Origin of the sequence: Rahnella sp. PAMC25559, assembly GCF_050632365.1 — a bacterium.
GTDB classification, from domain to species: domain Bacteria; phylum Pseudomonadota; class Gammaproteobacteria; order Enterobacterales; family Enterobacteriaceae; genus Rahnella; species Rahnella rivi.
In genome coordinates, this window is sequence record NZ_CP192544.1 from 169082 (window position 1) to 184413 (window position 15332).

The window sequence follows — 15332 nt, forward strand, 5'->3', positions numbered from 1 at the left end:
CAAAATGGCTTTACCAGGAGTATTTGATACCGATCTGGCCGGACAATGAGGTGAAGTCATTATCTCCAGACTGCCCGCCGACCTGCGTCGTGACCTGCAGGTTTCTCGTCACATCACTGACAACCCCTGCTTTCACTTCTCCGTACGATTTAGGTGCTCCACTTTTAATCGCGTCGTCATTCATCACGACTGTGCCGGTGTTCTGTGTGTACCAGTAGTTGACCTCAACAAACGGTCGAATCGTCTGACCGCCTTTCAGCGTATGAACGCCATACAGACGGGCACCTGCACGCGCGGTAACACCTTCCGCATCCTCTGTACTCACTTTCGTCCCACCGACTTCTGTATGGTTGTCTGAACGGTAAGAGGAATATTTCAACTGGCCCTGAGGTTCGACGAAAATCTTAGTGTTTTCATCATCACTCAGCTTAATAGCATAGCCAGTTTCCACTGAAACGATGTCCATTTGAGAACCATACGATTCCTCTGGTAAACCGAAGCCATGAACGCTGTTATCAAACCAGTTGTGTTGCATCCATGAATCGACATAGGCGCCGCCCAGATCTTTGTCTTTCTCATACCAGGTGCCATAAACACCGGCTGAGTAACCACTTACAGAGCCATCGGCGTGAATGTGATTGCCTTGATCTTTTTTGGCGTAGGTCTTAGCAGAACCCCAGCCGCCCATGACACCGGCATACACTGAACCAAACTGCGTATCCGGTTTGCTCAGCAGATCAACCCCCATCTGGACAGAAGATATATCCGCAGAGTTTGACAGTGCGCCATTCGCCATTTTCCCTGAGGAGTGGCTGCCGGTAACACGCGCCCAACTTGCATGCTCATCTTCAACGCCGTTCTGACCGGTTGAGCGGTTATAGCTCTCACGATCGTGCAGCGTCATTTCAAACATTGACTGAGCTGCCAGCATGTTTCCTGCGTAGACCCCGGCTTCCGGACGCAGACCTGCGTTGCTGTTATTGTTGTTGTCGTCATCACCGCCTTTATCGTCATCACCCTCGTTACCTTCATTACCGTCTTCAGCTTCTGTGCTGGTTGAGCTCAGGTACCAGCTTTCTGCATCGCCCCCTTTGCCGCCACGCACCAGACCGTAATCGTAGGCCCCTATCGCCAGGGTACCGGTGGTAGAACGATAGCCCGTTGACTGTGAAGAAAGCGTGAATGAACCATTTTCCGTGATTGCGCCATTGATGGCGTCAACAACTTCAATGCCGATATCGGTTTTTGCACCTGCTCCGCCATTATTGAAGACAGCCAGAGAGGTCGTGCCGGTGGTCTTTCCGCCATCCAGGATAAGTTTATCCGTCGCGGAGGCGTCGTTACCCAGAACGGTATTGATGGCAACAGTACCGCCCGCACCAATCAGGTCGCCCTTAACCGTCAGGGAGTTACCGACATTTTGACCGGCCAGTTGCACCAGACCGCTGTTGGTCAATGACCCTACTGTCAGGTTAGACACTGCGCTATCACCGCCGCCGTTAACCAGAGGCAGTACGTTGTAAGAAACAATACGACCCTCGTTATTGACGCTGCCATTCACCGCACCGATACCGGAGAAGGTACCGTTCGCATTGATGTTCAGGTCACCCGCCATCGTTGAAGCTGATGATGTGCGGTTACCCAGCATCATCACGCCATCGCTGACGGTGGTATTCCCGCTGAAACCGCTCAGTTGGGAGTCCACCATGAACGTCGCTGAACCGAGTTTGTTGAACTCACCGTTACCGGTCACGTTATTGCTGAATGTCCAGTCAGTTTCAGTGTTGGCGTTGAATGTGCCCTCCAGCAGCAGGTCTGCGGTACCCAGATTTTTCGACTCATCAGCAGTCAGCGTTGAGTCTTTCGCGACATCAAACTGTCCTTCGAATGCCGAGCTGTCACCGGTCAAGGCTACATTCGAGCCATCACGCAGTTCAACGCTACCCAGACCAGAGAAACCAACGCTGCTGATACCATCTGGTGTGGAAGTCCAGGACGCGTCCTGCGCTGACAGGTTAGCGAATGTCACTTTGTCACTGTCAGTGGTCAGCGTAATACCCTGCGCATTGTTAAACGCTTCGGCGGTATTGAGGAACAGTTGTGAACCGTCGGTGACATCAATCTGGCCGGTAAAGCCAAGCTGAGTACCCGCTACGCTCATGACGGAAGGATCGATAACCAGTTTACCGTTGCCGAACAGCGTGTTATCGCTCGCAAATCCACCGGATACATCACCCGCAGAACGCTGGCTGTCAGAAATTGTCAGTGTCCCGTCGAGATTCAGTACGCTGCCGGTATACGCAGCGAGCGCGCCGATGGTTTGTGAACGGCCATTCATATCAACCGATGCACCCCCGTCAATCGCCAGATTGGCGGTTTTGCCCAACACATCGTCTGCAGCAAGTTTTAAGTCGCCCGTTTGAACAACCGTTTCACCGGTGAAATCATTCATGTTGTTAGAGAGCGACAACGAACGACCCACGCCAGCGTTGATTGCCAGGTTACCCGTACCTGTAATTTGGGTGCTGAAGTCCATTGCGGCACCGGCGGCACCGGCATCAGGCGTCAACGTCAGGGACTGACCCGCCTGCAGATCCACTTTCTTCAGGCCGTAACCCACGTACAGGCCATCATTGGTATCACCGAAGCTGGTGGTGTAATCGTAAGTACCGATCGCCACCGTGTTTCCGCCTTCAATGATGTCATTGATGTTCATTGCGCTGATCGCATTGCCCTGCGCATCGACCAGCGTCAGGTTGCCCACAGAGGAACCTGCCGCGATTGACGTGGAGTCAATGAGTTTCAGTTTTGCATCGTCATCCTGAGACATCAGATTCAACGTGCCTGACGGTGCCGGGTTAATGACCTGCGCCGCCGCCGCTGCACTGATGCTCACTTCAGAGGCTTTCGTGACATCCAGTACGCCGGTTGAAACGCTGCCTTTCGCCACGATATCCGTCGGGATGGTGGTGTTGCTGAAATCAATGCGACCACCCGCCAGCGTCAGGTTACCGATGTTTTGCACACCGTTGCCCACCGTGGTCACGTTGCCGGCACCTAACGACAATGTTGCACCGGCCAGGGTGGCGGTATTGTCACCAGACAAGCTGAAGGTGTTATCCGTCAGCGCCACGGTACCGGCGAATGCATGGCCTGCACCACTGCCGAAGGAGAATGCGTTACCCGCATTCGATGCATTCAGCGTGCCGTTACCGGTCAGCAGATTGTTGAAAGCAAATGCCCCTGTGGTATCCGTGTTCAGTGCACCGCCGCTGACCAGATTAATGGCACCCGTCCCAAGGTGTTGACCGGACGTGGTGGCTGCCGCATCGACTGCCGCTTTGCCACTGATATTCCAGTTACCGGTATACGCAGAGTTTGCGCCCGTGATCGTTGCTGTACCTGCGCCGGTGACTGACGTCACACCCGCACCTGCCAGCGTGGAGGCGAAGCCTTGTGCCGTGCCGAACGCCAGGTTCAGACCTTGCGCACTGTTTCCGGCAGCGGTATTGACGTTAACCACACCCGTTCCGAGCGCGCCTTTATCGGTCAGGGTCATTTTACCTGCGGCGATGTTGGTACTGCCGGTGCGATTATTCGCGCGGCTGATGGTCAAATTACCTGTGCCATTTTTCGTGAACAGACCCGCACCGGTGAGGGCGTTAGTGAATGTCCAGTTGGTGGCGGTATCCAGAATAAAGCCGCCGGTGTTGTTGATGGTCGCTGTGCCAAGGTTGGCTGCACGTGACGCCGTCACGGAGTTATTAGCCGCAATGTTAATCGCGCCGGACAGTGTGTTAGTTCCGGTCACTGTGACGTTTGAACCATTCGTCAGATCCAGAGAACCGCTTCCGGCAATGTTTTTCGCCATTACGCCAGACGCATTGTTCAGTTCCAGTTTGCCCGCCGTGGTGACGGTGCCGGTGTTACCCAGACCTGCCACGTTGTTTAGCGTTGCAGACGCGCCGGAAGCGACAGAGACATTCGAGCTCAGAGAGGTGTTAGCCCCTTTCACTGAGAAATCACCGCCATTAACATTCAGCTGACCTGCACCGGTTAATGCACCGTCAGAGGTCCCGCCGTTGGTCATCGACAATGTCCCGCCGTGAACATTGAGCGTAGAGCCTGTCGCACCGCTGAAGCTGCCTACCGTCTGGTTGTAACCATTCAGATCTGCTGTTGCCGCCGCGGCGATATCCAGCAGACTTGTCTTACCGAATGCGTTATTGGAACCTGCTGCCAGGGTACCGGTGGTAACAGTTGTTTTCCCGGTATAAGCATTAGACGCGTTGGTCAGTGACACCGTGTGCCCCGCACCGGCGGAAATATCAAGATTCCCTTTGCCGGTAATGGTGGCAGACATGTCTGTTGCCAGACCGCTTGCGCTGGTATCAGGCGTCAGAGACAACGTCTCTCCGTCGATAACATCCACACTTTTCAGAGCGTAAGAGACATACATGCCGTCATTTTTATCACCGGTATTCAGGCGGTAATCATAAATACCTGTTGCAACTTTTTTGCCGCCGCTGGAGATATCAATGGACTGCCCGTTACTGATGACCTTGCCGTTCTGATCAACGAGCGTCAGCGCGCCGCCTGCACCGGTAATGGAGCCTGCACCGGCCAGCTTAGTGATAGCACCTGAGTCATCCTGAGACAGAATATTGGTGTTGCCGCCTGCGGATGGCGCCGTTGGCATCAACGTTGGCGTCGTTACCTGCACGGTACCTGCACCGTTAATGTCGATGTTTTTGGCTGTAATAATGCCGTTAGCCTGGGTTTGAGCCGGGATAGTGGCATCGAAAATGACTTTACCACCGGCAAATGTCAGACCGCCGATTTGCTGATTGCCGCTGCCGACCGTCACAATGGCGTCCTTGTCGGCCTTCAGCGTGGCATTGGTCAACGCTGAGGTATTGTCGCCCTTCAGAGCAAATGAAGTTTGTTTCAGGTCGACAGTACCCGCAAAGGCGTTACCCGCTGCTGAGGTGAAATCAAACGATTTCGTGTTGTCAGCAAGCTGCACATTCAGCGTACCGTTTCCGGTCAGTTTGTTGCCGAAGGCAATATTGCCCGCTGCCGGCGTGACATTCAGTGTGCTCGCAGCACCGCTGAGGTTAACGCCCGCAGTACCGAGGTTGTTCATCGCAGTCACAGCCGCGGAACCGACGATGTTCCACATGCCTGCCAGCGTATTGACACCCGTCAGGCCAACATCTGTACCCGTAATGTCCACTGTGCCGTTGCCGGCAATCGTGTTGCTGAAGCCAAGCTTGCTAAATGCCAGATCCAGTTTGCTACCCGCAGCGACAGAAACCGCCGAATTACCCACCGATTTATTGCTCTGCAACGCAAGGGTACCTGCATTAATCTGCGTGGTGCCGCCCAGCGTGTTGTCGCCGGAAAGGGTCAGCTTGCCGCTGCCGGTTTTGGTTAATGAACTTGTTCCGTTCAGGACACCACTGAAGGTACTGTCTGCGGTGTTGTTAGCGGTTAATCCTGCTGACACCAGAACGTTACCCGCGCCGGTCAGATTGTTCAGCTGCTGCGCGTTACTGTTCAGATCGAGCGTGGCATTCTTTTTAACATCAACGGCTTTGCTGCTGGCAAAGACATTCACGCCACCCGCTTTCGCGGTGCCGGATGAAACGGTTGTCGTGCCGGTATAGGTATTGTTAACACCTGAAATCGTGATGGCATTGGTCGCCGCGATATCCAGGTTACCTGCGCCTGTCAGTTTGGCTTTCAGTTCAGCAGCCGTGTTGGTTGCTGCGCCTTCGTTCAATGACAGGGTTTGATTATCCTGCAAATCAACCTGATCCAGCTGGTAGGAAACGTAGAGTCCGTTGCCGCCCGCACCGGTGCTTGCCAGAGATTCGCTGTAGTTGCCTTTCGCGACAACATTCCCACCCTGGGTAATGTTTTGTACGCTGTTAGCACCCATTACCGCGCCGTTGCCGTCAACCATTTGCAGGTTTTTAACATCACCGGCAATGGTGGTGGCGGCAATCAGCTGATTCGTCACACCGTCATCGGCCAGCAACAGACCCGCAGCAGAATTCATTGCTGCCAGATCCAGCTGCACGGAACCGCTGTTCAGCGTGAGCGTATTGGTGGTGATTTTCCCATCGATCACACCTGATGAGTTCATCGTGGTCAGCAAGCTGCCACCGTTCAGCGTCGTGTTACCTGCCGTGACGTTACCGGTCATGGTTGCTTTACTGCCAGCTTCAAGCTTCAGCGTTGCGTTAGCTAACGCGGTTGATGCGTTGGCATCCAGATTCGCAATACCATGAGCGATATCCGCTGTACCGGTAAAGGCTGAGCCGGTGTTTGCACCAAAGTTGAACTGGTGATCGGTACCCCCCAAATCAACGGTCAGCAGACCGGAACCAGAAAGCTGATTATCAAAGATGAAATCTGCATCTGCCGGAGCAATCGTCAGTTCGCCGTTGCCGCTCAGTGCCACACTGCTCTGCCCGAGGCTTACGGCATCGTTCACGATGGCTGAAGCATTGTTATTAACGTCCAGCACACCGCTGAAACCGGAGTTATCCGCAGCAACCTTCAAATCAGTACCCTTGATGTTCAGGGTACCGGCACCTGTCAGCACATTGCTCAGCGTATCGCCTGAGAAATTAGCATTCAGAGCTGCACCCGATGCGATGCTGATATTGCCTGCGCCCGCTGCGTCATTGTTAGTCATGACCACAGCGCCTTCGGACACGGATGTGCCGCCGCTGTAGGTGGAGACAGTGTCCAGAGTGAGCGTACCGCTACCGGTTTTGTTCAGCGTACCTGCGCCAGTAATGTCGCCGGTCAGGGTGAGATTATGAGCACCGCTGTTGATGGACTCAGTACCTGCAGCCAGGGAAATATTACTATCGACCGCCAGCCCGTTGGTGTTGGCAACCAGAGTGGTGCCGTTCGCCAGAGAAACAGATCCCTGACCAAAGCCATTATTGGTGCCGATACCGACGCTGCCCTGATTAACAAGAACATTGCCGCTAAAATTGGTGGCCGTGGAATTGAAGTTAACCGTACCCGAACCGGTTTTGGTCAGGTTCTCGGTGCCGGTCAGCAACAGATCACTGCCAAATGTCAGTGCGCCAGCCGCATCAGCCACGTTCAACGTCGTCGCCGACGCGATTTTGCCTTCACCCCCCTGAGAGCCTTGAAGCGTCAGGGTATTGGCACCCATGACACCCACGTTTCCGTTGAATACCACGCTATTATGTAAGGTTTGATTGCCACCGGTTGCTTCGATACTGGTGCCGCTTGCCAGGGTCAACACCCCCAGACCCGCAGGTCCTTTCAGCACACGGCCATACTGATCCAGTGAACTGGATGCACCTACTTGCAGCAGGCCACCTTCAATGGTTGTCCCGTTGGTGTAGTTTGAATCGGCAGACATCAGACCCAGAGTACCGAAGCCTGATTTAGTAATACCGACAAACGGACCGCTGATCGTACCGGTTAAGTTCAGTACCGAGAGCGCATCCACTTCAGAGATGTTCAGATTACTTTGCAAAAGAATCTGTGAAGCGATGGTTGGCGCAGTATTACTCATGACACGAATAAGCGCTGGTGTATCAACATCACCGCTATCGAGGGTGATTGTGCCCCCGCTCAGCGTGAAGGCCTGACCCTGGTCGCTTTCAAACGAAATAGACCCAATAGTCGTATTTCGGCCGAGAGAAATCGTGCTGCCATCAAGATTTGCGTCAGTATTATCAAACACCGCCGAATCGCCAGCACCGTTTGGTGAGCCGACATCGGTCCAGTTGCTGGATGACCACAGATCGTTATTAGTATGATCATCCCAGACATACGCCAGGCCTACTGGAACCAGTTCAATCCTGCCATTCGGGTTAATCAGCGTTTTCGCACCCGGCGCATACCCGCCGGTGAACCAGATGTTTTGGATCTTCTGATTGTCCGTCAGGCCATTGAGCACCACGAACTGATCCGCACCGCCGCCTGAGCTGGCATTACCGTCCCAGTTATCAAGGTTTAAGGTCAGGTCTGAGCGACCGACATATTTTCCGTCGGCGGTCATATTAAGGGAACCCACGGTAACGATACTGGCGCCATCACCAAAATCGATATGGCTGTCAGCGTTCAGCACCACTTGCGAGGCTGAGCTGAAGGTCTGATTAAGACCGTTCACCGCCAGAGTGCCGCCGTTAAGAGTGAGTGTTCCGACAACGCCGACCAGATTGGCATTCGTCAGGGACAGAATGGCATCAGGTTCAATCAGCAATTCAGGGGTAATCAACCTGGCACCCACAGATGTGGTGGTGCCGGCACCTTTCTTAATCAGTTTACCTGAGGTCGTGATAGAGCCTGTGGTATTCGTACCGGTAAAGGCTGAGTTACCATCGAACACGGTGTTAGTGTTCGCGCCCCCCTCAATGACCAGTTTTGCACCATTACTCATGGTCATTCCGTCACCAGAAAGGCGAACGGTAGAACCGTCTGCGGTGACAATTTTGGTCAAACCGTTATCAAGATTGAGATGGCCTGTACCGAAGTAATTATGACCCTGGTCGACAGCTCCGGTCGTTACATCGCCCGTTGCTGTAGCCAGCAACGTAGACAAAGTACCGACCTTAATGCCAGCTGAAATCTGATTGTCGCCGTTCTTTAATTCCACAGTACCTGGACCACTTATCGCAAGCAGGCTGGGTTTACCCGTCTGATTGTCGACAAACTGTGACTCTACAGAAAGGGTGGTGTTATTCGATAAAGCCATATTCGTGGATGACAAATCGATGGTTGAGGTGTCCCAAATCAGGGTCTTGGCATCGCCACTACTTGTAATACCGATGTTTGCGCCATTGAGGTAAATCTGGTTGGACATGCGGCGAGAGGTGATCCCGCCACCGGTTTCACTGTAAGAGCCCAGCCAGCCACCGTTCGAGGTATACGCACCGGTCCCCAACGCACCGCTAATGATATTGCCTGAAGCATCTTTAACCGAGTCCGCGCCAACAAATAGCTGACCAGACGCCTGGGTCACCCCGCCGCTGAAGGTGTTTTGCCCCAGAAATACGAAGCTGCCGGAGTTTGTGTATGAACCGATACGACCAAAGTTAAACCCACCGGCACCATCCAGAATATGGTCCTTGCCAAATGCGACCTGAGAACCGCTACTCGCACCCATATCGTTAACTTTAGAAACGATACTGGTCCCCTGGTGATCGAAGTTAATATTGCCTGACAGTGTCATGCCGCCGGCTAAATTCAGTTCATTACTTAACTCCAGGAAGTCAGATTTACCGGTACTGTTATAGGTTATCCCATGGTTTACAGAACCATTAGTGACAGAGATCGTACCCGTTCCCAACCCCTGGTCGTGGGCAACCACCACATTAGTGCCATCGAGCACTACACCACCGGTGAAGGTATTATTAGCGCCATTCAGAACCAGCGTACCGGAGCCGGTGTTTCTGATACCACCCGAGCCGGAGATATCGCCATCCAGAATCAGTTGGCTTCCATAGCCGACATCAAGGGAATGCTGACCCGCGGTTAATGTTGTTGAGCCCGTAAATGTCAGGTCACCGCCATTGGTGGTGATGATGCCGGCATCCGTATCACGACGTAATGCCAGATTACCGTCAATGATTAACGGCCCGTCCACGGTATGATCCCCATCACGAGATTCAAGCGTATAGGTGCCGGCGGCGCCGTTACCTAAGGTTAAACCCGCGGTGCCGAACAGTGAACCGTCTTCGTTAATTTGAATAACAGAGGCATCTTTCCAGAAGAACCCGCCGGTATAAGAGTTTGCCGACCCGCCGGAAATACGCAGCGTACCCGTGCCAGTTTTGTTGATGCCACCGCTGCCATCGACATCGCCCGTCCAGTCAAGATAACCGACGGTTTTGGCAACATCATCAATATAGTTAAGTGTATCAGCCAGATGCACATCGGCAGCGAAAGTGACGATGTTATTACCCGAGTGGTGCAGGATGGCGTCACTGTTGTCATCAAAGGTAAGAGAGCCATTCCCTCCCAGCGTAAAGCTTTCCTTTCCGACCGCCTCAATCATAAGGTGGCCTAACGTATAATCGCCATCGACCTTGATGGTTTTACCATTTAACTTGCCATCGAGATCGCGGATGGTTGCACTTTGGTCGACGGCATCAGGCACGATACCCGCCAGCCAGTTTGCTGCATCACTCCAGAGGTAATCGGAATTTGACGTCGCGCCATTCCATTCGTTGGTCGCATCGCCATTCGGTAATAGCGTCCAGTAACCGCTATACAGCGAGTTTGAGACATACGCACCGGATTCATAGCCGGTAAACGCCACATTAGATAATTGCTTAGTGGTAAACGTTGGGTCCGCGGCGAAGCGCAGATACGAGCCACCCACCTGATCCCAGGCACTGGAACTTGCCAGCGTTAATATCTTGCCGTCGACCCAACCATTGGATTTTTTATTACGTGAGGCTACGGTTATTCCACCGTTATCCATCAGAATGGTGGAGTTATCCAGCAAGGATAATGAGCCTAAACTTTGCTGATAGTTATCGGTATCCAGCGCACCGCCATTAAGCACCAGATTAGTAGACGAGGTGATCTGGTTATCCCTGGATAATTCGATTGTCCCTTCGGTAATATTCAGATCGATGGCAGATAAATCCGTGATGCTGTCATCAATTTTTACCGTGCCGGAGCCTAATTTAGAGACATGCCCCAAACCAGAAATTGTGCCGCCAACCGTTGAGCTAATGGTATTTGAATCTTCGCTGCTCATAACGATATTGGGTGTATTGACCAGCGTCGTGCCAGAGAAAATAAGATCCCCTGATACGCCCAGCGTTCCTTTGCTACTCGCCGTCCCGCCGTCCAGTACACCACTGGCCAGAGTGAAAGTGCCGCCGTCTAAATAATCCAATCCACCGTTGTTTTGCAGCGTCAGTGTTGAATCGTTGAGCGTGGTGTTATAGCCATGACTGTCTATCGTGACCTTGTTGCCGTTACTCACGGTAATATTGCCGGAACCCAGGTAGTTATGACCGGCTTCCAGTTGACCGATATTCAAATCGCTGGTTAATGAGGTTGTAACCCCTCCCTCGGCATTTCCCGTGTTCGTGACAAACAGACCGCCGCCAAAGGTATTATTGGCGCTCTCCAGGTTTAAAACTCCGCCGCCATAGCCATTGGATACTGACGTCAGAGAGCCATTTCCGGTGAAGTTGGTCCCGCTTTCAAAGGTGACCTGCCCATTTACACGGATCGTTCTGTCAATACCGTCTAAGTTGAAATCTTGAGCATGGGTGAAATCTATATTTTGCGCCGAGAAATCACCGTTGATATTCAGTGCGTTATCCACGACAGCAATCGAATCTAGCCCGATATTATTGGAAACAATGGATGCCCCGTTTTCAATTGTTATCTCGCCGGTGCCCACTGAATTAGCGAGTCGAAGCATAGAGTTTGAAAGAAGAGTGATATCGCCGCTGAAATTAGAAGAATCGAGGCTCTGGCCCAGATTTACCAGACCATTGACGATCAGTTGCCCGGCACCTGTCATTACGCTGTAAAAACCAACGCCCACAGCCCCGATTGACCTTTGTGAGTCGGTGGTCACTACTGTATCGCTGTTTAACTGAACATTGTTAAAGTTCAACGTACCATCGTGATCGCTCAGGGTGATAGCCGCTTGCGTGTTAGCATCGCCACTATCAAAAGTCAGAGTTTCTCCGCTAACCGTCATGGCATAACCGGTAGCTGCGCCAGTACCTACGGTTAATGAACCAATGGTACGAGCTGTGCCCCCTAAACTCAGGCTGTTGAGGCCGGTTGCGGAGGCACCAAATATGACAGATGCACCTGCGTGGTCAGGAATATTATAGGTATCTCCACCCACCCAGTTTTTGCCGTCCCCCCACACAGAACTTCCTGACGCTCCGCTCCATTCTGCCGTCATGTTTTCAAGCGGACGGAGTTCGTCACCCACCTGAACTGCGCCCTGGTTAAAGCCCTGGAACCAGACAGAACTCAGTTGATCGGCAGTCAGCGTGTTATCAACAGTGACATGATCCAGCGATGAACCCAGATTGCCTTCCCAGCCACCGATACGCAGTGCATCGCTTGCACCGGAAAGCGTACCCAAAGCAACCAGGTTGGAGCTTCCCCCTGTACCGCCCATATTGACGGTCAGTGAACTGTTATTGCCGCTGTTTACGCCGGTGAAGTGTTGATCATAGCCGTTAAAATTCAGTGTTGAATCAGTGTCCTGAACTAAATTGAGATCCATCCACGGGGAAATCTGATCAGCCTGATTCATGACAAGCGTACCGCCGCCTAAATTGACGGTAGAGGTGGCTATCTTGGCGGTGCCCAGATCCAGAGTTCCGTCTAACGCGGTGAGCGACAGAAGGCTCAAACCGGTTATTCCGCTTTGCACAGTCAGGGTGCCTTTTCCTGACTTCGTCAACGCCCCGACGCCTGTAATGGCACCCGTACCGTTAATGTTCTGTGCTGAGGCGGAATCCATAGTGATGCCTATTCCGGATTGCACACTGGTAGAACCTGACAATATCGTCAGGTCTTTCCCTACATCCAGTATTACGCCATTACTATTAAGTAAAGTGGTATTGCCCAAAACAACTGAGCCGCTGGAGTGAAGGCTTCCTTTGGTTGCACTATTACCAAAATCAATAGTACCGCCAGATAATGTAGTCGTACCTCCGCCCAACACATTAATCGTCGCACCATCTGTTATTTTGGTGGTGCTGCCTGCAAAATCGACATTGCCTGTTGCAGAGGTATTAATATTCAGAATTGAAGATGCGCTCGAAACGTCAATATCGCCGGTGCCGAGCATATGGTTGGTGCCACTGGCATTACCGATCGTTAATGTATCGGAAACTGTGCCAGTGCCGACAGCGCCTTGTTGAATGTTCAGGCCACCGGAGAAGGTGTTATTTTTTGATTCAAGTACCAGGGTGCCCTTGTCGGTTTTGTTGATGGCACTGCTACCCTGCAATGCGAAATTAGATCCGAAATCTAATGTTGCGCCATTACCGGCTTCCAGATTTAAGTCTTTTGTCAGCGTGGCGATTTCATTAGCATTTAATTTGAGCGTTTTACCTGCGCCGGCAACGCTGAATCCGTCATTAAGCGTAACCTGGTTGCTAAGGGTACGACTGCCGGATGAAACATCGAATTCTTGATCGCCACCGTCGGCTAAAACAATGGTGGAATTTCCGAATGCGGCATTATTACCCACAGCAACGATACCGGCATTGAAATTAAACTGACCATTGAAGGAGTTCGCGCCATTTAAAGCCAGGCTTCCCACACCCTCTTTATTAACGGAAGATGCATTAGATATTGCCCCATTAACAATGATCTTGGTATTTGTACCATCTTCAAATGTTAATTTTTTACCGCCGCCATTAATCGTCCCATTCAGCGTCAGTTTTGCGCCGTAGGTGCTGTCATTGGTAATATTCAGGTTGTTGCTGGTGGTGATTTTCGAATCAATCGTCGCGTTAATACTGTCTAAGAGAGAAATCAGCGAGTCAGAGCCGAGATTATCGAAATTCAGTGTGCCGCCGGAAATGCCAAAATTCGACATAGCGGAAATGTCGGTTGACGCAATGGAAAGCGAGCCAACCGTGTTGGTGGCCGTTCCGAGGGAAACGGTTTTTCCATCAATCTTAACAGCATCATTATGAATAAAGTTAACACTGGTCCCTGCGCTATTTGGCACCAATGATAATGACCAGTTTGATGCTTCACTCCAGTTGTCATCAGCCGCACCTGTCCAGTCGGCAGATGCAGCATAGGCAGAGCCGCCCAAAAGCAGTGCGCCGCCACCCAGAATACTGATCAGAGTATTACGGGTTATGTTTTCAGAACCAGTAAAGGCATTATTCATATTGTTGTGCTGCATTGATTTACAAGCAGACGACAACTCTTTATATAGTTTTTTTAATATAAAGACTTTTTCACATTTTCTTTTCATTTGATTCCGATCCTATTCTGTTTTTTTGCTGACATGCCTTCTGTAATAAAACAGAATAAGATAGCAAAACAGAAGATAGTGATTGCCGATTGATTTATGAGTTGAATAACAGAAGGATCTATCGTGCGATGACGATAGATTAATTCCTTCAGTAATTAACGACTATTTGAAGTAGTTCCTTTACTGCGCAGGGTTCCATACGTTTGATTCTTTACATCTATCGGTTATTTCTAAAAGCTCTACAAAATGACTGTCATCAAGTGATTTTTTATTATATATCATATAAAAATCTACTGGCTCAGGCTCATATAAACACTCGAGTACTTTAAAATTAAAGCTGGTCGCGAATTTATCCGCAAACCATTTAGGAACAAAACTCACAATATCCGACGTTTCAACAATGCTGGCATTCACGAACATCGAGCCGCTGCTGAACAAAAAATTGCGACTACTAAAATAATTCTGAATATCAGCCTGGGTTTTCTTAAGCCCATCAGAGTTTACGTTCAGGAACGTAGACTTCTCAAATTGCATCTCTTCCGGACTTAATGTCGTTCCTAATCTCGGGTGATTCTTTCTACAAATAGGCACAGCCTTTTCAGACAAAAGATGTTTTGAAATCGTAGCGAACGAATAATTTTGCTTTATATCAAATACAATATCCGCCTTTCTGTATGTCAAAATATCTTCAGCGCTGTTCTCGGTTAAATCCGCACTGATATGAACAATTTCACAATTCAGCCCTGCATTATCCACTGCGGTATAAATGGCAGGCAATAATCTCAATGCGACATAAGGCGTGGCATGAATAACGATTTTTTTCTTTGCCATGACGTTGGAAAAATCGTTCAAACTTCCCAATAACTGCTGAAGGTTGAAGTTCGTGTTCAAATGCACGTGCAAGTCTTTTGCGGTTTTTGTCGCATCTAACCCGTTTCCGCTACGGATAAACAATGCGTCAGAGAAGAAATCGCGGAGCCTGGTCAGCGACTGACTGATCGCGGAAGGACTCACATTAAGAACTTGTGCGGCTTTCGTGACGCTTTTGTAGGTAAACACGACTTCAAAAACCAACAGGAGATTTAAATCAAAACCATGCATTTTTTGGATATTAGAAATAAATTCTTTATTCACCATATGCCGTCTCAAACCCCTGTTTGATGTAGTTAAAAAAACGTCCAAAACCAAAGAATTTCATTGTGAAGCGTAGCAGAGTCTGCTCGCTGGGTTTTAACTTTGTTTTAGAGCGTTTGCTTAACGGAGTGCATAGTAACAACGCGTGCCTGAAATGAGCAAAGCACAAATACTTACATGCGATTAAGCTGTGCTAAATATCAAGTAA

The 15332-nt window shown here is 50.8% G+C and carries 2 protein-coding genes; both read right to left on the reverse strand.

Annotated features, from left to right (window positions below; all coding sequences use genetic code 11):
* Positions 1-10: 10 nt before the first annotated feature.
* Positions 11-13903: an autotransporter-associated beta strand repeat-containing protein gene (locus tag ACQZQY_RS23290; protein WP_431297327.1), complete on the reverse strand. Its 13893-nt coding sequence runs from the start codon at positions 13901-13903 to the stop codon at positions 11-13.
* 267 nt (positions 13904-14170) lie between these two features.
* Entirely contained in the window at positions 14171-15127 is a 957-nt protein-coding gene (locus tag ACQZQY_RS23295) for a LysR family transcriptional regulator (protein ID WP_056772515.1), read from the reverse strand.
* Positions 15128-15332 lie beyond the last annotated feature (205 nt).